19 protein-coding genes are annotated in these 21,701 nt (G+C 70.2%); 13 read left to right on the plus strand and 6 right to left on the minus strand.

Going from position 1 to position 21,701, the window contains the following annotated elements; translation table 11 throughout:
- Positions 1–95 precede the first annotated feature (95 nt).
- The 5 genes from AMY39116_RS0309335 to nuoN are packed head-to-tail and all read left to right on the plus strand — an operon-like array spanning position 96 to position 6,208.
- The gene (locus AMY39116_RS0309335; RefSeq protein WP_020417423.1) at positions 96–893 is read left to right on the plus strand and encodes an NADH-quinone oxidoreductase subunit J; all 798 of its coding nucleotides are present in this window, start codon (positions 96–98) and stop codon (positions 891–893) included.
- Positions 890–1,189, plus strand: coding sequence for an NADH-quinone oxidoreductase subunit NuoK (nuoK, locus tag AMY39116_RS0309340; RefSeq protein ID WP_020417424.1), 300 nt, complete (start codon positions 890–892; stop codon positions 1,187–1,189). The genes AMY39116_RS0309335 and nuoK overlap by 4 nt, the downstream gene beginning before the upstream one ends.
- A 12-nt stretch (positions 1,190–1,201) precedes the next feature.
- Positions 1,202–3,097: an NADH-quinone oxidoreductase subunit L gene (nuoL, locus tag AMY39116_RS0309345; protein WP_020417425.1), complete on the plus strand. Its 1,896-nt coding sequence runs from the start codon at positions 1,202–1,204 to the stop codon at positions 3,095–3,097.
- Complete coding sequence (locus AMY39116_RS0309350; protein WP_020417426.1) at positions 3,094–4,644, plus strand: NADH-quinone oxidoreductase subunit M; 1,551 nt, start codon at positions 3,094–3,096, stop codon at positions 4,642–4,644. Before nuoL ends, AMY39116_RS0309350 begins: the two co-directional genes overlap by 4 nt.
- A 1-nt stretch (position 4,645) precedes the next feature.
- Positions 4,646–6,208 carry an NADH-quinone oxidoreductase subunit NuoN gene (nuoN, locus tag AMY39116_RS0309355; RefSeq protein ID WP_020417427.1) on the plus strand — a complete coding sequence of 521 codons (1,563 nt, stop codon included), beginning with the start codon at positions 4,646–4,648 and terminating at the stop codon, positions 6,206–6,208.
- 61 nt (positions 6,209–6,269) lie between these two features.
- On the opposite strand, the gene AMY39116_RS0309360 is transcribed toward nuoN, so the two are convergent.
- Positions 6,270–6,473, minus strand: a complete 204-nt coding sequence (locus AMY39116_RS0309360) for a hypothetical protein (RefSeq protein ID WP_020417428.1) — start codon at positions 6,471–6,473, stop codon at positions 6,270–6,272.
- A 151-nt stretch (positions 6,474–6,624) separates the two neighbouring features.
- Positions 6,625–8,535: a DHA2 family efflux MFS transporter permease subunit gene (locus tag AMY39116_RS0309365; RefSeq protein ID WP_020417429.1), complete on the minus strand. Its 1,911-nt coding sequence runs from the start codon at positions 8,533–8,535 to the stop codon at positions 6,625–6,627.
- A 178-nt stretch (positions 8,536–8,713) separates the two neighbouring features.
- Here AMY39116_RS0309365 and AMY39116_RS0309370 point away from each other — a divergent pair, with 178 nt between their 5' ends.
- Together AMY39116_RS0309370 and AMY39116_RS48085 are read left to right on the plus strand one after the other, a co-directional pair.
- A complete protein-coding gene (locus tag AMY39116_RS0309370) occupies positions 8,714–9,733 on the plus strand; it encodes a polyprenyl synthetase family protein (protein WP_020417430.1) in 1,020 nt (339 codons plus the stop codon).
- Between the two features lie 732 nt (positions 9,734–10,465).
- Positions 10,466–11,389, plus strand: coding sequence for a hypothetical protein (locus AMY39116_RS48085; RefSeq protein ID WP_020417432.1), 924 nt, complete (start codon positions 10,466–10,468; stop codon positions 11,387–11,389).
- Positions 11,390–11,440: 51 nt separating this feature from the next.
- Here AMY39116_RS48085 and AMY39116_RS0309385 read toward each other — a convergent pair whose 3' ends face one another.
- From AMY39116_RS0309385 to AMY39116_RS0309400, 4 genes are all read right to left on the minus strand, one after another.
- The gene (locus tag AMY39116_RS0309385; protein ID WP_020417433.1) at positions 11,441–12,505 is read right to left on the minus strand and encodes a 2-oxoacid:ferredoxin oxidoreductase subunit beta; all 1,065 of its coding nucleotides are present in this window, start codon (positions 12,503–12,505) and stop codon (positions 11,441–11,443) included.
- Positions 12,502–14,403 carry a 2-oxoacid:acceptor oxidoreductase subunit alpha gene (locus tag AMY39116_RS0309390; RefSeq protein ID WP_020417434.1) on the minus strand — a complete coding sequence of 634 codons (1,902 nt, stop codon included), beginning with the start codon at positions 14,401–14,403 and terminating at the stop codon, positions 12,502–12,504. Before AMY39116_RS0309390 ends, AMY39116_RS0309385 begins: the two co-directional genes overlap by 4 nt.
- Before the next feature lie 148 nt (positions 14,404–14,551).
- Positions 14,552–15,316: an enoyl-CoA hydratase gene (locus AMY39116_RS0309395; protein WP_020417435.1), complete on the minus strand. Its 765-nt coding sequence runs from the start codon at positions 15,314–15,316 to the stop codon at positions 14,552–14,554.
- Between the two features lie 8 nt (positions 15,317–15,324).
- Entirely contained in the window at positions 15,325–15,771 is a 447-nt protein-coding gene (locus tag AMY39116_RS0309400; protein WP_020417436.1) for an Lrp/AsnC family transcriptional regulator, read from the minus strand.
- 73 nt (positions 15,772–15,844) lie between these two features.
- Between AMY39116_RS0309400 and ddaH the strand changes: the two genes are divergently transcribed.
- The 6 genes from ddaH to AMY39116_RS0309430 all read left to right on the plus strand — a co-directional run bounded on the left by ddaH (position 15,845) and on the right by AMY39116_RS0309430 (position 21,700).
- Entirely contained in the window at positions 15,845–16,675 is an 831-nt protein-coding gene (gene ddaH / locus AMY39116_RS0309405; protein ID WP_235716088.1) for a dimethylargininase, read from the plus strand.
- Positions 16,676–16,759: 84 nt separating this feature from the next.
- Positions 16,760–17,998 carry a class I SAM-dependent methyltransferase gene (locus tag AMY39116_RS0309410; RefSeq protein ID WP_027935777.1) on the plus strand — a complete coding sequence of 413 codons (1,239 nt, stop codon included), beginning with the start codon at positions 16,760–16,762 and terminating at the stop codon, positions 17,996–17,998.
- Positions 17,995–18,783 (plus strand): sugar phosphate nucleotidyltransferase, encoded by a 789-nt coding sequence (locus AMY39116_RS0309415; RefSeq protein ID WP_020417439.1) that lies wholly within the window; start codon positions 17,995–17,997, stop codon positions 18,781–18,783. The genes AMY39116_RS0309410 and AMY39116_RS0309415 overlap by 4 nt, the downstream gene beginning before the upstream one ends.
- Positions 18,780–19,421, plus strand: coding sequence for a PIG-L deacetylase family protein (locus AMY39116_RS0309420; RefSeq protein WP_020417440.1), 642 nt, complete (start codon positions 18,780–18,782; stop codon positions 19,419–19,421). The genes AMY39116_RS0309415 and AMY39116_RS0309420 overlap by 4 nt, the downstream gene beginning before the upstream one ends.
- Positions 19,422–19,424: 3 nt before the next feature.
- Positions 19,425–20,447 (plus strand): NAD(P)-dependent oxidoreductase, encoded by a 1,023-nt coding sequence (locus AMY39116_RS0309425; protein WP_020417441.1) that lies wholly within the window; start codon positions 19,425–19,427, stop codon positions 20,445–20,447.
- Positions 20,447–21,700 (plus strand): DUF4910 domain-containing protein, encoded by a 1,254-nt coding sequence (locus AMY39116_RS0309430; RefSeq protein WP_020417442.1) that lies wholly within the window; start codon positions 20,447–20,449, stop codon positions 21,698–21,700. The genes AMY39116_RS0309425 and AMY39116_RS0309430 overlap by 1 nt, the downstream gene beginning before the upstream one ends.
- Position 21,701 lies beyond the last annotated feature (1 nt).

The raw sequence follows: 21,701 nt of genomic DNA on the forward strand, positions 1-21,701 counted from the left end.
GCGCGAGGCGCTGCCCCGTTGGCACCCGCTGCTACCGGGTTCGTTGCGCGCGGGTTCCGTCCGGCGGGCGGCGCTCGTCGAGGGGAGGTGCGGTGATGGTGCTGGCACAGGCCGCCGAGGCGGTGTCCACCGGGGAGGCCATCGCGTTCTGGATCCTCGGTCCGATCGCTCTGCTGGGCGCCCTCGGGCTGATCTTCGCCCGCAACGCCGTCCACTCGGCGCTCTTCCTGGCCCTCACGATGTTCTCGCTGGGCATCCTCTACATGGTCCAGCAGGCGCCGTTCCTCGGGTTCACCCAGATCATCGTCTACACCGGCGCGATCATGATGCTGTTCCTGTTCGTGCTGATGCTCGTCGGGCGGGAGAGTTCCGACTCGGTCGTCGAGGTGCTGCGCGGGCAGCGCCTGTGGGGCGGCATCCTCGGCATCGGCATCGCCGGGCTGATGGCCACCGCGCTCACCCGGGCGCTCGCCAACGTCACCCCGGCTCCCGCGCCGGACGGGACCGCCGGCGGGCTCGGGCGCCTCATCTTCACCGACTACCTGTTCCCGTTCGAGCTCACCTCGGCGCTGCTGATCACCGCCGCGCTCGGGGCGATGGTGCTGGCCTTCACCGAGAAACGCGGCCGCCGCACGCAGAAGGAACTCGTCGAAGCCCGGTTCCGCGGCGAGTACGAACGCATCTCGCCCAAGCCGGGGCCCGGCGTGTTCGCCACGTCCCACTCGGTCACGACCCCCGCGATCCTGCCCGACGGCACGGTCGCGCCCGAGTCGCTGTCCACCATCATCGAGTCCACGCCCACGGCGCGGCTCGAAGCCGAGCGCAAGCAGGTCGAGGGCACCGAGCCGCAGCCCGACGCCCACGCGCTCGTCGGGAAGGGTGACGAGGAATGACCCCCACCTACTACCTGCTGCTGTCGGCCCTGCTGTTCGCCATCGGCGCGGTCGGCGTGCTGGTGCGGCGCAACGCCATCGTCGTATTCATGTGCATCGAGCTGATGCTCAACGCCGTGAACCTCTCCCTGGTCACCTTCTCCCGCGTCAACGGCGGGCTCGACGGCCAGGTCATGGCGTTCTTCGTGATGGTCGTCGCCGCCGCCGAGGTCGTCGTCGGCCTGGCGATCATCATGGCCATCTTCCGCACCCGCCGCTCGGCCTCGGTCGACGACACCAACCTGCTCAAGTACTGAGAGGGCTACTCAGTGATCGCATCATCGTGGCTGCTGGTCGCGTTCCCGGCCCTCGGCGCGCTCGTCCTGCTGGCCGGGGGACGGCGCACCGACCGCTGGGGTCACCTCCTCGGGTGTGCGACGGTCATCGCGTCGTTCGTGTACGGCCTGGTGCTGTTCTTCGGCAGCGACGGGCACGTGACCGACACCAGGATGTTCACCTGGATCGGCGTCGGTGACCTCCAGATCGACTTCGGACTTCGCATCGACGCGCTCTCGCTCGTCTTCATCCTGCTGATCACCGGTGTGGGCGCGCTGATCCACATCTACTCGATCGGCTACATGGCGGAGGACCGCAACCGGCGGCGATTCTTCGGGTACCTGAACCTCTTCGTGGCCTCCATGCTGGTTCTGGTGCTGGGCAACAACTTCGTGACGCTCTACCTCGGCTGGGAGGGCGTCGGCCTGGCCTCGTACCTGCTCATCGGCTGGTACTCGGACCGCCCGTCCGCGGCGACCGCCGCGAAGAAGGCGTTCCTGATGAACCGCGTCGGCGACGTCGGCCTCGCGCTCGCGATCTTCCTGATGTTCAAGTACCTCGGCACGGTCACCTACGCGGGCGTGTTCGACCGCATCGGCGACGCCCCGCCCGCCGTGATCACCGCGATCGCGATCCTGCTGCTGCTCGGCGCGTGCGGTAAGTCCGGCCAGTTCCCGTTGCAGGCATGGCTCCCGGACGCGATGGAAGGCCCCACCCCGGTGTCGGCCCTCATCCACGCGGCCACCATGGTCACCGCCGGCGTGTACCTGGTGGCGCGCGCCAACCCGATCTACAACGAGACCGAGACGGGCAGGCTGATCGTCACCCTTGTCGGCGCGATAACCCTGCTGATCGGGTGCATCATCGGCTGCGCCTACGACGACATCAAGAAGGTGCTCGCGTACTCGACGGTCAGCCAGATCGGCTACATGATGCTCGCCGTCGGGCTCGGCCCGTTCGGCTACGCGCTCGGCATCATGCACCTCCTGACGCACGGCTTCTTCAAGGCCGGGCTGTTCCTCGGCGCCGGTTCGGTCATGCACGGCATGAACGACGAGGTCGACATGCGCAAGTTCGGCGGCCTGTACCGGCACATGCCGATCACGTTCGTCACGTTCGGGCTCGGCTACCTGGCGCTCATCGGGTTCCCCTTCCTGTCGGGCTACTTCTCCAAGGACGCGATCATCGAGGCCGCCTTCGGCCAGGAGGGCTGGCGTGGCTGGGTGTTCGGCCTCGCCGCCATGCTCGGCGCCGCGCTGACCGCCTTCTACATGACCCGCCTGATGCTGCTCACCTTCTTCGGCAAGGAACGCTGGCGGGACCTGCGCACCGCTGAGGGCAAGGAGTTCCACCCGCACGAGTCGCCGCCGGTGATGACCGCGCCGATGATCGTGCTGGCCATCGGCTCGCTCGGCGCCGGTGCGTTCTTCGCCCTCGGCGACCGCCTGTCCGAGTGGCTCGCCCCGGCGCTGGGTGAGCTCGGCGAGGCCGAGCACACCGCGATCCCGCACTCGCTGATCCCGTGGATCACGGTCGCCCTGTCCGCGCTCGGCGTGCTGCTCGCCTGGCTCGTCGTCGGGCGCCGGGACGCCCCGGTCGAGCGGCCGGAGAACGTCTCCGCCGTCGTCAAGGCGGCCCGCAAGGACCTGTACGGCAACGCGGTCAACGAGGCACTGGTCGCGACCCCGGGCATGTGGCTCACCCGGTTCTCGGTCTACCTCGACAGCCGGGGCGTCGACGGCGCGGTCAACGGACTGGCCGCCGCCCTCGGTGGCGGATCCGGGCGGTTGCGCAGACTGCAGACCGGCTTCGTCCGCTCGTACGCCCTGTCGATGCTGGCCGGCTCGTTCGTCCTTGTCGCCGCACTGCTGATGGTGAGGTTCTCATGACCTGGGTACTGGCCCTCATCCTCTGGCCGCTGGTCGGCGCGTGCGTCGTCACCGGGCTGCGCCGCAACGACCGGCTCGCCACGGTCACCGCGGTGGCGTTCGCCCTCGTCGAGCTGGCGATGATCATCCCGACGTGGGCGACCTACGAGCCGACCGGCGCCCGCCTGCAGCACACCAGCTCGATGGACTGGATCCCGAGCTTCGGCGTGCACATCTCCTTCGGCATCGACGGCATCGCGCTGGTGATGATCGCCGTGATCGCGTTCCTGGTGCCGATCGTCATCGGCGCACTGGGCACGGCGGACAAGCTGCCGCAGGACCGCAGCGCGGGTGGTTTCCTCGCGTTGATCCTGGTGCAGGAGGCCATCACCATCGCGGTGTTCGCCGCGACCGACGTGTTCCTGTTCTACGTGCTGTTCGAGATCATGCTGATTCCGATGTACTTCCTCATCGGCGGCTACGGCGGCGCGAACCGGCAGTACGCGGCGGTCAAGTTCTTCCTGTACTCCTTCCTCGGCGGTCTGATCATGCTGGCCTCGGCGATCGGGGCCTACTCGCTCGCCGCCGACGAGCTGGGCAACGGCACCTTCGACTGGGCGACGCTGGTCACGGTGGTCCGGGACGCGCCGGCGAGCACCCAGATCTGGCTGTTCCTCGGGTTCTTCCTGGCGTTCGCCATCAAGGCGCCGCTCGTGCCGTTCCACACCTGGCTGCCCGACGCCGCCGGCGAGGCGCCCATCGGCGTCGCCGTGCTGCTGGTCGGCGTGCTGGACAAGGTCGGCACGTTCGGGTTCCTGCGCTACTGCCTGCCGATGTTCCCGGAAGCCAGCAAGGACCTGGCGCCGCTGGTGCTGGTGCTGGCGGTGATCGGCGTGCTCTACGGCTCGATCCTCGCCGCCGGGCAACAGGACATGAAACGGTTCGTCGCCTACGTCTCGATCGCGCACTTCGGGTTCATCGCGCTGGGCATCTTCGCCTTCACCCAGCAGGCCGGGGTCGGCGCGGTGACCTACATGCTCAACCACAGCCTCGCGACCGGCATGCTGATCGTGGTGCTGGGCCTGGTGATCGCGCGCGGCGGCTCCACTCGGATCTCCGACTACGGCGGCATGTTCAAGCTGACGCCGTTGCTCGGCGGGATGCTGCTCATCGCCGGTCTGTCCACTTTGTCCCTCCCGGGTACCAACTCGTTCGTCAGTGAGTTCCTGGTGCTGCTGGGCGCTTTCGAGACCCAGCCGGTGTACGCGATCCTCGCCACCGTCGGCATGGTGCTCGCCGCGGCCTACGTGCTGTGGCTGTACCAGCGCCTGATGACCGGCCCGGTGCGGGGGACCGCGCTGGTCGGCGCCGGGGGCGGCCCGGGCACCGCGATCGCCCCCGAGCTGGGCGCCCGCAAGACGATCCGGGACCTGGGCGGCCGGGAGCTGGCGATCCTGGTGCCCATGGTGGTGCTGATCATCGGGCTCGGCTTCTACCCCCAACCCGTGCTGGACACGGTGACCCCGTCGGTCGACGCGACGCTTTCCGCACTCAACGGAGGCCAGTGAAATGCTCGGGATTCTGGCCCAGCAAGGGCAAATCTCCGCCCCGGAGATCGCGTACGACGCGATCCTGCCGGTGCTGATCGTGCTCGGCGCGGCGTGCGTCAGCGTGTTGTTCGAGGCGTTCCTGCCCCGGCACATGCGGTGGCCGTCGCAGGTGCTGCTCAGCCTGACCGGTCTGGCCGCCGCCGGTGTCGCGCTGGCCGTGTACGTCAGCGGTTCGCCGGTCAAGGGCCTGACCACCCTCAGCGGCGCCGTGTCGGTGGACAAGCCCGCCCTGTTCCTGTGGGGCACGCTCCTCGCTCTCGCGCTGCCCGCGATCCTGCTGATCGCGGACCGCTCGGTCGAGCCGGGTGGCGCCTTCGTCGCGCAGGCCGCGATCCGGCCGGGCACCGTGCAGGACCGGGCCCAGGTCGGTTCGACGGGCATGCAGACCGAGGTCTTCCCGCTGGCGTTGTTCGCGCTGGGCGGGATGATGACGTTCTGCGCGGCCAACGACCTGCTCACCATGTTCATCGCGCTCGAGGTGCTGAGCCTGCCGCTGTACCTGATGTGCGGCCTGGCCCGGCGCCGGCGCCTGCTGTCGCAAGAGGCGGCGGTCAAGTACTTCCTCCTCGGGGCCTTCTCGTCGGCGTTCTTCCTCTACGGTCTGGCGCTGCTCTACGGCTACGCGGGCTCGGTCAAGCTGGCCGACATCGCGGGCGCCGCGGCCGGCTCGGACCGGTCGGACATGCTGTTGTTCGCGGGCATGGGTCTCCTCGTGGTCGGGTTGCTGTTCAAGGGTTCGGTCGGCCCGTTCCACACCTGGACGCCGGACGTCTACCAGGGCGCGCCGACCCCGGTCACCGGGTTCATGGCGGCCTGCACCAAGGTCGCCGCGTTCGGCGGCATCCTGCGGGTGCTGACCGTCGGGTTCGAGTCGACCAGCTGGGAGTGGCGCGGCGTGCTGTGGGCCGTCGCGATCATCTCCATGGCGATCGGCGCCGTGCTCGGCCTGACCCAGACCGACGTCAAGCGCATGATCGCCTACTCGTCCGTCGCGCACGCCGGCTTCCTGCTCGTCGGCACGCTCGCGATGACCGATCAGGGCCTGTCCGGGACCCTGTTCTACCTGCTGGCCTACGGCTTCACGACGCTCGCCGCGTTCGGCGTGGTCTCGCTCGTGCGTGACGCCAAGGGCGAGGCCACGCACCTGTCGGCGTGGGCCGGCCTGGCCAAGCGGTCGCCCGTGCTGGCCGGGGTGTTCACCTTCCTCCTGCTCGCTCTGGCCGGGATCCCGCTCACCAGCGGGTTCGTCGGCAAGTTCGTCGTGTTCTCGGCGGCGCTGCGGGACGGCATGGCGCCGCTGGTGGTGATCGCGCTGGTGTTCAGCGCCGTCGCGGCGTTCTTCTACCTGCGGGTGGTCGTGCTGATGTACTTCTCCAAGCCGGCTCCCGAGGGCCCGACCGTGACGGTGCCGGGCGCGTTCACCACGGCGGCGATCACGCTCGGCGTGATCATCACCCTGCTGCTCGGCGTCGCCCCCGCCTTCGCCCTCGACTGGGCGGGAGCGGGCGCCTTCGCCTTCTGACGACCGCGCCACCGGAAGTGCCCCCCGCCCGCCAGGGCGGGGGGCACTTCCGCGTGCGGGGTCAGGTCGGATCGAGCGCGCGCACCACGTCGGGATAGGCACATGCGTGCCGGTGCACGTCGCCGCACCGGCAGGGCTGCTCGCGCGCCAGCCGCATCAGCTTGCGCAGGTGCCGCTGGGCGAGCCTGCGCTCGCGCGCTTCTCCCATGACAGGCCGGAGGGCCTGGTTGCGGGTGCGGCGGCCGGGGAGGGTCAGCTCGGTCATTTCTCGAGGCTCCTTTCGGAAGGGATGTCTCGAGCATGCCCGGTGTGGCGGCGGAGTGGGAAACAGAACGGGATTCTGTGGATGGCTGAGGGCGATGTGGACAAGTCGCGCCGTTTCGCCGGTGTGGCGCCGTTTTTGTCGGTCGGGTGTGCTAACCGACCGGCGTCGCATGCCTGCCCGGCGGCGTCAGCGCGCGGCTGTTGCTGATCAGCTGCGTCGCGATCTCGTCCACGCAGGCCGTGAAATCCCGGCCCGCCGCGGCCTCCGAGCCCGTCACGTTGTCCAGCACCCACAACCGCCACGCGCCGACCAGCCGGGCGAACGTGTCGCTGCCGTGCCCGGTGAACGTGAAGTGCCCGTCGGCCTCGGCGAGCTGCCCGGCAGCCACCAGCTGCCGCGCGGTGGGTTCGAAGATGCCCGCCGGAACACCGGTCTGCACGGCGATTTCCTGCAGGGTGGCGTCGCCGTCGTCGACGCTGTTGCGGTAGATCTGCGCGATCAGCCACGCCTGCGCGTAGCTCAGCGGCACGCCGGAGCGGGCCAGGATCTCCGGCCCCGGATCGGTCTTCTGCTTCGACCACACCGTCGCCACGACCTTCTCCAGCTCCTGCCGCGAATCCCCGGAGCCCGGCACGGCGAAGCCCTCGCCGACCCCGCTGTTGCCCGACGCCAGCGCCTTCGACGTGTCCCGCAGTGGAACCTCCTTGAGGAACAACGCGACCACCAGAGCGAGCAACCCGATCGGCGAGGCGATCAGGAACATCGTCCCGATGGCGTCCACATAGGACCCCGTGGACGGCTGCGGTGGCAGGTTGTTCGCGTAGATGGAGCCGAACACCGCGACCCCGAAGGAACTCCCCAGAGTGCGCAGGAAACTCACGCCGGACGTCGCCACCCCGAGGTCGGCGTAGTCCGCGGTGTTCTGCACGACGATCGTGGGCACCTGCATGGTGCAGCCGAGCCCGAGGCCCAGCACGACCATGTACGCCGAGGTGACCCAGAAGCTCGTGGTGGCGTCCAGGTGCGACAGCAGGTACAGGCCCAGCGCCAGCACGAGCGAACCGGCGATCGGGAAGACCCGGTACCGCCCGGTGCGGCTGATCACCACGCCGCTGACCAGCGAGGTGATCATGATCCCGACCACCAGCGGCAGCATCCGCAGTCCGGACTCGGTCGCGCTCGCGCCCTGCACGCGCTGCAGGTACGTCGGCAGGTAGGTGATGCCGCCGAGCATCGCGAACCCGACGACGAAGCTCAGGATGCCCGCCACCGAGAACACCCGGCCGCGGAACAGCCGCATCGGCAGCATCGGCTCCGCGGCCCGCAGCTCGACCAGCACGAACGCCACCAGCAGCACGACCGAGCCGACGGCCATCGTGATGATCACCGGCGACGCCCAGGGGTACTCGGTGCCGCCCCAGCTGGTCACCAGGGTCAGCCCGGTCGAGGCGAGCGCGATGAGGACGATGCCGAGGTAGTCGATGCGGGGTTTCACCGCCGCCTTGACCGTGGGCAGCGCGAACACCGCCACGAGGACCACCAGCACCCCGAGCGGCACGTTCACGTAGAACGCCCACCGCCAGCTCAGGTGGTCCACGAACAGGCCGCCGAGCAGCGGCCCGGCCACCGTCGAGACGCCGAACACCGCCCCGATCGCGCCCTGGTACTTGCCGCGTTCGCGCAGCGGCACGACGTCGGCGATGACCGCGGCCGAGGTCACCATCAACCCGCCCGCGCCGAGGCCCTGCAGCGCGCGGAACGCGACGAGCATGGCCATCGAGTCGGCCCATCCGCACAGGAACGACCCGGCGAGGAACAGGACCACGCTGGCCAGGAACGCCCGCTTGCGCCCGTACAGGTCGCCGAACTTGCCGATCAGCACCGTCATGATCGTCTCGGCGAGCAGGTACGACGTGACCACCCACGACAGGTGGTTCGCGCCGCCGAGGTCCGCCACGATGGTGGGCAGGGCGGTGGACACGATCGTCTGGTCCAGCGCCGCCAGGAGCATCCCGAGCATGATCGCCGCGACGATGGTGTTCTGCGCCCTCCTGCTGGTCACCTCGCGAACGTTAGTGCTGGTCAGAAGGGCCTGCGGGGCAGCTCACCCGATGGTGTGGGCACCCGTTGTCACGCGCATCACCAGGGTGGTTCGCAGAGGGCCCACGAACACCCCGGGTGCAGCCATTACGCTGGTGAGGACCGGTCAGTGAAGTGCGGAGAGGGCGGACAACGTGTCAGTGCGGCACCGGGGTAGCACGATCGAGGAGCTGCGCGGGAGCGTGGGCCTGCGGATCGCCGACGAGCAGCTGCTGCGCACGCTGGCCGCTGGACTGGACGACGTCGAAAAGCTGCTGCGCGACACCGCGCGCAGCGAGGTGCAGGCCGTCCACGACGCCGCGTCGCACCTGGTCGAGGCGGGTGGCAAACGTTTTCGCCCGCTGATGACTCTGCTGGCGGGTGAGTTCGGCGAGGGCAACCACTCCGACGTCGTGATCGCCGCGGCGGCCGTCGAGCTGGTCCACCTGGCCACCCTGTACCACGACGACGTGATGGACGAGGCGACGATGCGGCGCGGCGCGCCCAGCGTCAACGCCCGCTGGACCAACAGCATCGCGATCCTCACCGGCGACTTCCTGTTCGCGCACGCCTCCCGGCTGGTGTCCGACCTGGGCACCGACGCCGCCCGCATCCTCGCCGAGACGTTCAGCGAACTGGTCACCGGCCAGATGCGGGAGACCGTCGGGCCGGGCGAGGGCGAGGACCCGGTCGACCACTACCTCACCGTCATCGCGCAGAAGACCGGCTCGCTGATCGCCACCTCCGGCCGGTTCGGCGCGATGGTCTCCGGCGCCAAGCCGGACGCGATCCGGGCGATGCAGCGGTTCGGCGAGATCATCGGCACCGCGTTCCAGATCTCCGACGACATCATCGACATCGCCTCGCCGTCGCACGAGTCCGGCAAGACGCCGGGCACCGACCTGCGGGAAGGCGTGCGCACGCTGCCGATGCTGTACGCGCTGGCCGACCCGGACACCGACCCGCGGCTGGTGGAGCTGCTGGCGGGCCCGATCACCGACGACGAGCTGGTCGAGGAGGCCCTGACCCTGCTGCGGGCGTCCACCGGGCTGGACCGCGCCATGGTCACCCTGTCGGACTACGCTCAGCGGGCGAGGACGGAGCTGGCCCCCCTGCCGGCCGGGCCCGCGAGGGACGCGTGCGAGTCCGTCGCGGACTACCTCGTCGCGCGGACCAGGTAGATCGCGCGTCATGCGTGAGCCGCTGCGGCGTCACTGTGAGTGGTAACCGCGCGGTAGGAAAGGAAGGGCAGCACGGATGTCCATTTTCGGACAGGTCTGGCTGTGGAGCGCGGCGGCATTCGTGGTCGGGGTGCTGCTGACCTGGTTGTTCCTGGCCCGGCCCGCTCAGGCGAGAAGCCGGCACCTGGAGCGCAGACTCCTCGCCGCGCAGAGCGCGCCCGCCGCGCAGCCGACCCGCACGATCGAGCGGGACCCGGTGTCCGCGCCGGTCGCGCGGAAGGAACCGATCGCCGCGGAGACGCCCGAGGCGGAGGAGCAGCACGCCACGCCGTCCTGGCTGGAGCGCGACAGCCTCGCCGGACGGTCGCCCGGGTACCAGCCGGGCTCCGAGATCGACGACGACTCGCTGTTCGAGCCGGAGGAGCCGCAGGCGGAGGCGACGACGGTCTTCGACGCGTTCGGCCGCGAGCGGGACGACGCCGCCGAGCGGGGCGCGCTGCACGTGGGCGACGCGGGGCTCGGCCGGGAGCAGGTCGCGGGGTACGGACGCGAAGAGGCTGAGCGCGGCGCGCTGTTCGAGCCGGCCGAGGCCGGGTACGAGCGGGAGTCGCGCCACGGGCAGGACGATGCTGCCTACGGCCGCGAAGAGGCTGAGCGCGGCGCGCTGTTCGAGCCGGCCGAGCCGGGTACGAGCAGGAGTCGCGCCATGGGCAGGCCGACGCCGCTGGGTATGTGGCTGAGCAGGACCAGGCCGGGTCCGAGCGGGAGCCGCGCCACGGGCAGGGCGGCCAGGTTGCTGCACAGGATGACGCCGGGGCTGGGCGGAAGCCGCGCCATGGGCAAGAGGAGCCGCCTGCCGGCCGGGGGTCGCTGTTCGAGCAGGGGCAGGCTGGGCAGGCCGCGTTCGAGCAGGGGCAGGCTGGGCAGGCCGCGTTCGAGCAGGGGCAGGCCGGGCAGGCCGCGTTCGAGCAGGAGCAGCCTGCCGGGTCGTTGTTCCGGCGGGACGAGTCGCCTGCGGAGGCGACCACGTTGTTCCAGCCGGATCAGGCCCTTCGGGGTGAGGAGCGCCAGGCGCTGCGGGGTGAGGAGCGCGGCTCGCTGTTCGGGCGGGAGCGGGCTCCGGAGCCGGAGCGCGGGTCGCTGTTCGACCCGGACCACGCGCCCGAACCGGCGCGCGCGGAGGAGTCGGCCTTCACGCCGTTCGCCGCGCCGGAGCCCGAGCCGCCGGCCTACGCGTTCGAGGACCAGCCGCAGCCTCCGGCCGAGGAGACGGCCACCGAGACCACCCAGGTCCTGCCCAAGCGGCAGCCGCGGCGGTCGGCGCACGCCTTCGACCCGCCGAAGCCGGTCCAGCCGTCCATGCGGACCGTCGAGCGGCGCGAGCCCCGGCCCGAGGAGGGCGGCCGCAGCGGCTCCCTGTTCGAGCCGACCCCGCGCACGCGCGCGGACGGTTCGGTGCCGCCGGGCCCGTTCGGCCCCGGCTCGGCGATGCCGCGGCCCGGCGGTGGGAAGCCGTCCGAGGAGTTCACGGTCAAGGCCAGCGTCACCGCGCTGCGCTACTGCACCGAGGACTCGCCGCAGTACGACCGCATGATCGCCGAGGTCTGGTTCCGCACTGCCGACGACGCCGAGCGGGTCGGGTTCCGGCCGCTCTGAACCAAAGAAGAAGCCCCGCACGAACGATTCGTGCGGGGCTTCTTCGTGCGGTCAGTCGACCGTCCAGGTGTCCTTGCCGGTCAGCAGCGCCTGCAGGTCGGCCGGCTTCGCGGAGCGGGCCTGCTCGACCTGGGCGCGGGCCTGGTCGTCGTAGGTGGGGCGGGAGACCTGGCGGAAGATGCCCGTCGGCGTGTGGTTGAGGTGCTGGTCGCCGATGCGGGACAACCCGAAGGCGTACGCGGTGTCCTCGATCGCCGGGTCGTGGACGATCAGCTCGGACTCGCCGACCTCCGCCACCTTGGCGATCTCGAAGCCGCCCCAGCGGTTCGGCACCACGCCGTACTCGCCCTCCGGGCCGAAGCGGATCGGCTCGCCCGCCCGCAACGGGATGATCCGGTGCGCGGCCTCGTCCTTGTCCTTCAGCACGTCGAACGCGCCGTCGTTGAAGATCGGGCAGTTCTGGTAGATCTCCACCAGCGCCGAGCCGCGGTGCTGGGCCGCCGCGGTGAGCACCTCGGTCAGGCCCTTCTTGTCGGAGTCCAGCGCCCGGCCGACGAAGGAGGCCTCCGCGCCCAGCGCCAGCGAGATCGGGTTGAACGGCGTGTCCACCGAGCCCATCGGGGTCGACTTGGTGATCGTGCCCGGGTCGGACGTCGGCGAGTACTGGCCCTTCGTCAGGCCGTAGATCCGGTTGTTGAACAGCAGGATCTTGATGTTGACGTTGCGGCGCAACGCGTGGATCAGGTGGTTGCCGCCGATGGACAGCGCGTCGCCGTCACCGGTGACCACCCACACCGACAGGTCCGGCCGCGTGGTCGCCAGACCGGTCGCGATCGCCGGCGCGCGGCCGTGGATCGAGTGCATCCCGTAGGTGTTGAGGTAGTACGGGAACCGCGACGAGCAGCCGATGCCGGAGACGAACACGATGTTCTCGCGCTTCAACCCGAGCGTGGGCAGGAACGACTGCACCGTGTTGAGCACGACGTAGTCCCCGCAGCCCGGGCACCAGCGCACTTCCTGGTCGGACTTGAAGTCCTTCGCCTTCTGGGTCTCGTCCGTGGTCGGCACCAGGTCCAGACCGCCCAGGGTGGGCAGGCCCAAGTCGGTGGCGGTCATCGGGTCAGCGCTCCTTCGATGATGTCGGTGAAGACGTGCTGGAGTTCCTCGGCCTTGAACGGCAGGCCGGCGACCTTCGTGTAGGAGTGCACGTCCACGAGGTACTTGGCGCGCAGCAGCAGGGCGAGCTGCCCCAGGTTCATCTCCGGCACCACCACGCGGTCGTACCGGGCCAGGACCTCGCCCAGGTTCTTCGGGAACGGGTTCAGGTGCCGCAGGTGCGCCTGCGCGATCGGCATGCCCTGCTTGCGCACGCGGCGGGCCGCGGCGCCGATCGGGCCGAACGTCGAACCCCAGCCCAGCGCCAGCACCCGCGCCTCGCCGGACGGGTCGTCGACCTCCAGGTCCGGCACGTCGACGCCGTCGATCTTGGCCTGGCGGAGCCGGACCATGTGGTCGTGGTTGTCCGGGTCGTAGGAGATGTTGCCCTTGCCGTCCTGCTTCTCCAGGCCACCGATGCGGTGCTCCAGGCCGGGCGTGCCGGGCACGGCCCACGCGCGGGCCAGCGTCTCCGGGTCGCGCACGTACGGCCAGAACTCGCCGGACCCGTCGGCCGCGTTCGGCTCCGAGGCGAACTCCACCGACAGGTCAGGCAGGTCCTCGACGTTCGGGATCAGCCACGGCTCCGAGCCGTTGGCGTTCGCGCCGTCGGACAGGATCATCACCGGCGTCCGGTACTTCAACGCGATCCGCACCGCCTCGATGGCCGCCGCGAAGCAGTCGCCGGGGGACTGCGGCGCGATGACCGGCAGCGGCGATTCGCTGTTGCGGCCGAACATCGCCTGCAGCAGGTCGGCCTGCTCGGTCTTGGTCGGCAGACCGGTCGACGGGCCGCCGCGCTGCACGTCGATCACGACCAGCGGCAGCTCCAGCATCACGCCGAGGCCGATGGTCTCCGACTTCAGCGCCACCCCCGGCCCGGACGTCGAGGTCACGCCGAGCGCGCCGCCGTAGGAGGCGCCCAGCGCGGCGCCGATGCCGGCGATCTCGTCCTCGGCCTGGAAGGTCAGCACGCCGAAGTTCTTGTGCCGGGACAGCTCGTGCAGGATGTCCGACGCCGGCGTGATCGGGTACGTGCCCAGCAGGACGGGCAGCCCGGCGCGCTGCCCGGCGGCCACGATGCCGTACGCCAGTGCCGTGTTGCCGGTGATCTGCCGGTAGGTGCCCTTGTCCAGCTTCGCCGGCGCCACCTCGTAGGTGGTGGCGAACGACTCGGTGGTCTCGCCGTAGTTCCAGCCCGCGCGGAAGGCCAGGATGTTGGCCTCGGCGATGTCCGGCTTCTTGGCGAACTTCTCGCGCAGGAACGCCTCGGTGCCCTCGGTCGGCCGGTGGTACATCCACGACAGCAGCCCGAGCGCGAACATGTTCTTGCACCGCTCGGCGTCCTTCTTGCCGAGGCCCGTGCCCTCCAGCGCGCCCTGGGTCAGGGTCGACATGGCGACCCGGTGCACCTGGAACGCCGACAGCGTGTCGTCCTCCAGCGGGTCGCTGTCGTAGCCGACCTTGGTCAGGTTGCGCTTGGTGAACTCGTCGGTGTTGACGATGATCGTGCCGCCATTGGGCACATCACGCAGGTTCGCCTTGAGCGCGGCGGGGTTCATCACGACGAGCACGTCCGGCCGGTCGCCGGGGGTGAGGATGTCGTAGTCGGCGAAGTGCACCTGGAACGACGAGACGCCCGGGATGGTGCCCTGTGGCGCCCGGATCTCGGCGGGGAAGTTCGGCAGGGTGGCCAGGTCGTTGCCGAAGGCCGCGGCCTCCGAGGTGAAGCGGTCGCCGGTGAGCTGCATACCGTCGCCGGAGTCACCCGCGAACCGGATGACCACGCGGTCCAGCTTGGCGACTTCAGTGGGCCGGCTCGCCGACAGCACACCGTTGCCGTTCGTGCTCGTGCTCATGGGTCAGAGAATCCCTCTCTCCCGACAGGCTGCGTCCTCGTCGACACGTGGCCGGTGGGCACACTTCCGCCGATACCTCCACCTTACTTGTCGTTCTGTGACGAGAATCGGCGGTGTGATACCGGTTACCTGTAACTTACGGTAGCGTCTACTTCCGCGTGGTGATCGTGGCCTGCATCGAAGCGAGCCGTTCTGCGAAGTCGGGGGAATTCAGGGACTTCAGCTGAGGCTCGATCTCGGTGTCCACTGCGCGGGAATGCTCGGCCATGGTCGAGGTTTGCCGCATCGACAGCTTGGTCGCGAGCACGACCTCGCGCGGTGCGTTCGCCGCCGGTTCCGCCAGTTGCAATGCCGCCTCCAGCAGGTCGTCGTGGTCGCCGTCCACGGTGCGCAACACCAGCCCGGCCGCCTCCGCCGCCGCGGCGTCGAGGGACTGGCCGAACAAGGTCATGGCCCGTGCCCGCTGGATACCCACCGCGCGCTGCAACATCCAGGTGAAACCGCCGCCGGGGTGCAGGCCGAGTTCGAGGAACCGCGGGATGAACTTCGCGCGCGGGCCGGCGAGGCGGACGTCCGCGGCCAGCGCGAGGTTCAGCCCGGCGCCGACGGCCGCGCCGCCCACCGCCGCGATCGTCGGCAATGGCGACCGCGCCACCGCGAGGAAGCCCTCGTACACCGCGCGCAAGCCCTCCTCCTGCGCGCTGCCCAGCGTCGTGAGGTCGGCTCCGGCGCAGAACGCGGGCGGGGTGCCGGTGACGACCAGCGCCTGCACGCCCTGGTCCTGCTCGGCTTCGGCCACGGCCTGGGCGAGGTCGGTGGAAAGCGCCAGGGTCAGCGAGTTCCGCCGCTGCGGGGCGTCGACGGTGATCACCGCGACCCTGCCGCGCCGCTCGGTCACGATGCGTTCGGTCATGCCCGCCATCATGTCGCGGGGTTGGGCGGGCGCTCAAGGAGCCGGGACAGCACGACAGTGGACACCGTGCGGTCGACGATCTCCAGCCCGCGCAGCCGCTCCAGCGCGGTTTCGAGCTGGTGGATGTCGGCGGCGCGCAGGTGCACGATGGCGTCCGCCGCACCGGTCACCGTGTAGGCGGCGACGACCTCGGGCAGCGGTTCCAGCCGCGCGCGGATGCGAGCCGGGGAGATGTTGCCGCGGCAGTGCACCTCGACGAACGCCTCGGTGCCCCGGCCCAGCGCCTCCGGGTCGACGACCGCGGTGAAGCCGCGCAGCACCCCGGTTTCCAGCAGCCGGTCCACGCGGCGTTTGACCGCCGGCGCGGACAGCCCGACGACCTTCCCGATCTCGGCGTAGCTGGCGCGCGCGTTCGTCACGAGGCACGAAACGATCTGCTGGTCGAGCGAGTTCACACGCAATGTTTAGCAGGTGGATGAGCAAGAAACAGCGATTGATTGTCCCTGAATCGAGACATACCGTGATGTCATGACGACTCGGGTTCCGACCACCCGCCGGTACCTCATGTGCCCGCCCCGGTTCTTCGCCGTCGACTACGCGATCAACCCCTGGATGGACCCGACGCGACCGGTCAGCGCCGAGCGGGCGATGACGCAGTGGCGCGAGCTGCGGGACACCTACCGCCGCCTCGGCCACACCGTCGAGGAGATCGAGCCGCAGCCGGGGCTGCCGGACATGGTCTTCGCCGCGAACTCCGGGACCGTGATCGACGGCCGGGTGCTCGGCGCCCGCTTCCGCGCTCCGCAGCGCGCCGCCGAGGCCGAGCACTTCCGCCGCTGGTTCACCGAGCACGGCTACCGCGACGTCGTCATGCCGTCCTACGTCAACGAGGCCGAGGGCGACTTCGCGTGGACCGGGCGGATGCTGCTCGCCGGCACCGGGTTCCGCACCGACCCCGCCGCGCACGCCGAAGCGCAGGAGGTGCTCGGGGTGCCGGTGCTGTCCCTGCGGCTGACCGACCCGCGCTACTACCACCTCGACACCGCGTTGTTCGTGCTCAGCGAGGCCACCGACACGACGCCGGCCCACATCGCCTACTACCCGGAGGCGTTCTCGGCCGGCTCGCGCCGCGTCCTGGCGCGCCTGTTCCCGGACGCCGTGCTCGCCACCGCGGCGGACGCGGAGTGCTTCGGCCTCAACGGCGTCTCCGACGGGCGCAACGTCGTGCTGCCGCTGGAAGCCACGGACCTCGCCGAGCGGCTCGTGGTGCGCGGCTACGAACCGGTGCTCGTCGACATCTCCGAACTGCGCAAGGCGGGCGGCGGTCCGAAGTGCTGCACGCTGGAGATCCGCAAGTAGTTCCCGTGTCTCATTTCGAGATCGGTGGGCGGAACCGGCCGCGGTGTCTGTAACAGGTCCTTCTCGTCTCCCGAATCAGGGGGCATGACCACCTGCCGACTCTGTGGCTCGACCCGGCTGGCGAGTGTCGTCGATCTCGGTGCGACTCCGCCGTGTGAGCTGTTCCTGACCGAAGCCCAACTCGACGAGTCGGAAAATACCTTTCCGTTGCACCTGCGGGTGTGCACGGATTGCTGGCTCGCGCAGATCCCGCCGTTGATCACGCCGGAGGAGACATTCACCGAATACGCGTATTTCTCGTCGTATTCGGAATCCTGGGTGGACCACGCGGGCAGGTTCGTCGCGGGCGCGGTGGACCGGCTGGGGTTGGACGGCGACTCGTTCGTCGTCGAGGTCGCCAGCAACGACGGGTATCTGCTCAAACACGTTGTGGCACAGGGTATCCGGTGCCTCGGCGTGGAGCCTTCGGTGAACGTCGGCCAAGCCGCCAGGGACGCGGGCGTGCCGACCCTGACCGCGTTCCTCGGGCCGGAGACCGGCGCGGCGGTGCGGGCCGAGCACGGGCCGGCGGATCTCGTGGTGGCGAACAACGTCTACGCGCACATCCCGGACGTCATCGGCTTCACAAAGGGCCTGCGGGCGCTGGTCGCCGACGACGGCTGGGTGTCCATCGAGGTGCAGCACCTGCTGACGCTCATCGAGAAGACCCAGTACGACACGATCTACCACGAGCACTTCCAGTACTACACGGTGGCTTCGGCGCAGCGGGCGCTCGCGTCCGGCGGACTGTCCCTTGTGGACGTCGAGCTGCTGCCGACGCACGGCGGGTCGATCCGGCTGTGGGCCCGGCCCGCGGAGACCGCCGGTGAGCCGACCCGGCGCATGGTCGACGTCCTGGCCAGGGAAAAAGCCGCCGGGCTGCACGAGCTCTCCGGCTACACCGAGTTCGCCGCCCGGGTCGCCAAGGTGCGCCGCGACCTGCTGCGCTTCCTCGTCGACGCGGCCGACGACGGCCGGACCGTGGTCGGCTACGGCGCGCCGGGCAAGGGCAACACGCTGCTCAACCACTGCGGCATCCGGCCGGACCTGCTCGCCTACACGGTCGACCGCAACCCGTACAAGCACGGCCGGTTCACGCCCGGCACGCGCATCCCGATCCTGCCGCCGGAGCGCATCGCCGCGGACCGGCCCGACTACGTACTGGTCCTGCCGTGGAACCTGCGGGACGAACTGACCCAGCAGCTGTCCTACGTCGGGGAGTGGGGCGGCAAGCTCGTCTTCCCCATACCCCGCCTGGAAATCGTCGAGGTGAACCCAACGTGAAGGTCGTCCTGTTCTGCGGCGGGTACGGGATGCGGATGCGCAACGGCACCGCCTCCGACGTGCCCAAACCCATGGCCATGGTCGGTCCCCGGCCGCTGATCTGGCACGTCATGCGCTACTACGCGCACTTCGGGCACACCGAGTTCATCCTGTGCCTCGGCTACGGCGCCCACCACATCAAGGACTTCTTCCTCAACTACGAGGAGACCACGTCCAACGACTTCGTGCTGCGGGGCGGCAAGGCGGAACTGCTGTCCACCGACATCGCCGACTGGACGATCTCGTTCGTGCAGACCGGGATCGAGTCGCCGATCGGGGAACGGCTGCGCCGCGTGCGGAAGCACCTCGACGGTGACGAGATGTTCCTCGCCAACTACGCCGACGTGCTCACCGACGCGCCGCTGCCGTCGATGATCGAGCGGTTCTCCCGGTCGGACGCGGGCGCGTCCATGATGGTCGTGCCGCCGCAGTCGTCGTTCCACTGCGTGGAGATGGACGAGGGCGGCCTGGTCGGTTCGATCACCGCGGTGAGCGAGATGCCGCTGTGGGAGAACGGCGGGTACTTCGTGCTGCGCCAGGAGGTGTTCGACCACATCCCGGAGAACGGCGACCTGGTCGCCGACGGGTGTGCGGAACTGGCCAAGCGCGGCCGCCTGCTGGCCTACCCCTACCGCGGCTTCTGGAAGCCGACGGACACCGTCAAGGAGCGCTACGCGCTCGACGAGGCCTACACGCGCGGGGTGCGCCCGTGGGCGCTGTGGGAGAAGGACCGAGTGCCGGCGTGATCGGACTGGTTCCGGAGCGGCTCGAGCGGATCGTGGTGCTCGGCGCCCACTGCGACGACATCGCGATCGGCGCGGGCGGCACGCTGCTCACGCTGAGCCGCCCCGGACTGCGGGTGGACGCTCTGGTGCTCTCCGGCGGCGGCACCGAGCGCGAGGACGAGGAACGGGCCGCGCTCGCGGCGTTCTGCCCCGGCGCGGATCTCGGCGTCACCGTGCTGAAGCTGCCGGACGGCCGGCTGCCCGCGCACTGGGACGAGGCCAAGAACGCGCTCGAGGAGCTGCGGGCGCGCACCGATCCGGACCTGATCCTCGCGCCCCGCACCGGCGACGCGCACCAGGACCACCGCGGCCTGGCCGAGCTCGTGACCACCGCGTTCCGCGGTCACCTCACCCTCGGCTACGAGATCGTCAAGTGGGACGGGGACCTGACCACGCCGTCGGCCTACGTCCCGCTGCGGGACGAACTCGCCGAGAAAAAAGTCGAATTGCTGCAACAGCACTACGCCTCGCAGCGACATCGTCCTTGGTACGACCGGGAGGCGTTCCTCGGGCTGGCCCGCATTCGGGGGATCGAGTGCCAGGCGCGGTACGCGGAGGCCTTCCACGTCAGGAAGCTGTGTCTCCGGCTGGAGGGTTGAGTCATGCGTGTGCTGCTGACCGGGCACAAGGGGTATCTGGGCACGGTGATGGCGCCGGTGCTCGCCGCCGCCGGCCACGAGGTGACCGGGCTCGACTCCGGTCTGTTCGACGAGTGCGTGCTCGGCCCGGCGCCGCAGGACCCGCCGGGGCACCGGGTGGACCTGCGGGACGTGACGCCGGAACAGGTGTCCGGTGTGGACGCCGTGATCCACCTGGCGGCGCTGTCCAACGACCCGCTGGGCGCGCTCGCCCCCGAGCTGACCTACGAGATCAACCACAAGGCGGCCGTCCGGCTGGCGCGGCTGGCCAAGGACGCCGGGGTGTCCCGCTTCCTGTACGCGTCGACGTGCTCGGTGTACGGCGCCTCCGGCGGCGCGGACCTGGTCAACGAGGACGCGCCGCTGCGGCCGGTGACGCCGTACGCGGAGTCGAAGGTGCTGGTCGAGGACGACCTGCACGAGCTGGCCGACGACGACTTCTCCCCGGTGTACCTGCGCAACGCCACCGCGTTCGGCTTCTCCCCGCGGCTGCGCGCGGACATCGTGCTGAACAACCTGGTCGGGCACGCGTGCCTGTCCGGCGAGGTGCTGGTGCTCTCCGACGGCACGCCGTGGCGGCCACTGGTGCACGCGAAGGACATCGCGCGGGCCTTCGCCGCCGCGCTCGTCGCGCCCCGGGAAGCCGTGCACGACAAGGCGTTCAACATCGGCACCGAGCGGAACAACGTGACCGTCGCGGAGATCGCCGAGCAGGTCGTCGAGGCCGTGCCCGGCTCGCGGCTGCGGATCACCGGCGAGGCCGGCGCCGACCCGCGCTCCTACCGGGTCGACTTCTCCCGGTTCCGCGCGGCGATCCCCGGCTTCGCCTGCGAGTGGTCGGTCAAGGACGGCGCGGTCGAGCTGGTCGAGGCCTACCAGCGGCACGGGCTCACCCACCGCTCGTTCGAGCAGAGCTTCACCCGGCTCGCGCGGCTCAAGCAGCACCGCGAGGCCGGTGCGGTCGACGACACCATGCGGTTCGTGTGATGCGTGACGGGGCCTGGATGCACGCGCTGGTGGAGCGGTTGTACCCGCTCTGCCGCAGCATCACGGGCGACGGCGTCCGGGCCACGCTGGACGTCATCGGGGAGCACGTCCCGCTGGAGCGGCACGAGGTGCCCACCGGCACGCAGGTCTTCGACTGGACCGTGCCGCAGGAGTGGAACATCCGGGACGCCTGGATGGCCGACGCCGACGGCAAGCGCGTGGTCGACTTCGCCGAGTCGAACCTGCACGTGGTCGGCTACAGCGTGCCGGTGTCGGCGACGATGAGCCTGGCGGAGCTGCGGCCGCACCTGCACACCCTGCCGGACCGCCCGTCCTGGGTCCCGTACCGCACCAGCTACTACTCGCCGGCGTGGGGTTTCTGCCTCGCGCAGGAGACGCTGGACGCGCTGCCGGAGGGCGACTACGAGGTCCGGATCGACTCCACGCTGGCGGACGGGCACCTCAGCTACGGCGAGCACGTGGTGCCGGGGCAGGTCGCCGACGAGGTGATCGTGTCCTGCCACATCTGCCACCCGTCGCTGGCCAACGACAACCTGGCCGGCGTGGCGGTCGCGATCGCGCTAGCCAAGGCGCTGGTGAACCCCTGGTACACCTACCGGTTCCTGTTCATGCCGGGCACGATCGGCGCGATCACCTGGCTGGCGCGCAACGACGTCGCGCGGGTCAAGCACGGGGTCGTGCTCGCCTGCGCGGGCGACCGGGGCGACCTGACGTACAAGCGGTCGCGGCGCGGGGACGCGGAGATCGACCGGGTGCTGGCGCACGTGCTGCGCGATCGTCCACACCGGATCTTGGACTTCTCGCCGTACGGCTACGACGAGCGGCAGTTCTGCTCGCCGGGGTTCGACCTCGGCGTCGGCTCGCTCACCCGCACTCCGTACGCCGGCTACCCGGAGTACCACACCTCGGCGGACAACCCGGACTTCGTGTCACCGGCGGCGATGGAGGACACGCTCGCCGTGCTGCGCGAGGCGTTCGCCGTGCTGGACCGCAACCGCCGCTACACGAACCTGAGCCCGTACGGCGAGCCGCAGCTGGGCAAGCGCGGGCTCTACGACTCGCTCGGCGGCCGCAGCGACGCCAAGCAGGCCCAGATGGCGATGCTGTGGGTGCTGAACCTCTCCGACGGCGACCACGACCTGCTCGACATCACCCGCCGGTCCGGCCTGGACTTCGCCGCGGTCGCCGCGGCCGCCGACGCCCTGCGGGACGCCGGCCTGGTGGCGGGGTGAT

This window comes from Amycolatopsis sp. ATCC 39116 (genome assembly GCF_000231075.2).
GTDB lineage: Bacteria > Actinomycetota > Actinomycetes > Mycobacteriales > Pseudonocardiaceae > Amycolatopsis_E > Amycolatopsis_E tucumanensis.

What these genes read in the sequence shown, in the direction of transcription:
- AMY39116_RS0309425 (WP_020417441.1), top strand. Translation starts at nt 19,425, where the DNA reads ATGCGTGTGCTGCTGACCGGGCACAAGGGGTATCTGGGCACGGTGATG.
- AMY39116_RS0309410 (WP_027935777.1), top strand. Translation starts at nt 16,760, where the DNA reads ATGACCACCTGCCGACTCTGTGGCTCGACCCGGCTGGCGAGTGTCGTC.
- AMY39116_RS0309430 (WP_020417442.1), top strand. Translation starts at nt 20,447, where the DNA reads ATGCGTGACGGGGCCTGGATGCACGCGCTGGTGGAGCGGTTGTACCCG.
- AMY39116_RS0309385 (WP_020417433.1), bottom strand. Translation starts at nt 12,505, where the DNA reads ATGACCGCCACCGACTTGGGCCTGCCCACCCTGGGCGGTCTGGACCTG.
- AMY39116_RS0309350 (WP_020417426.1), top strand. Translation starts at nt 3,094, where the DNA reads ATGACCTGGGTACTGGCCCTCATCCTCTGGCCGCTGGTCGGCGCGTGC.
- AMY39116_RS0309395 (WP_020417435.1), bottom strand. Translation starts at nt 15,316, where the DNA reads ATGACCGAACGCATCGTGACCGAGCGGCGCGGCAGGGTCGCGGTGATC.
- AMY39116_RS0309390 (WP_020417434.1), bottom strand. Translation starts at nt 14,403, where the DNA reads ATGAGCACGAGCACGAACGGCAACGGTGTGCTGTCGGCGAGCCGGCCC.
- nuoK (WP_020417424.1), top strand. Translation starts at nt 890, where the DNA reads ATGACCCCCACCTACTACCTGCTGCTGTCGGCCCTGCTGTTCGCCATC.
- AMY39116_RS0309335 (WP_020417423.1), top strand. Translation starts at nt 96, where the DNA reads ATGGTGCTGGCACAGGCCGCCGAGGCGGTGTCCACCGGGGAGGCCATC.
- AMY39116_RS0309360 (WP_020417428.1), bottom strand. Translation starts at nt 6,473, where the DNA reads ATGACCGAGCTGACCCTCCCCGGCCGCCGCACCCGCAACCAGGCCCTC.
- nuoN (WP_020417427.1), top strand. Translation starts at nt 4,646, where the DNA reads ATGCTCGGGATTCTGGCCCAGCAAGGGCAAATCTCCGCCCCGGAGATC.
- ddaH (WP_235716088.1), top strand. Translation starts at nt 15,845, where the DNA reads ATGACGACTCGGGTTCCGACCACCCGCCGGTACCTCATGTGCCCGCCC.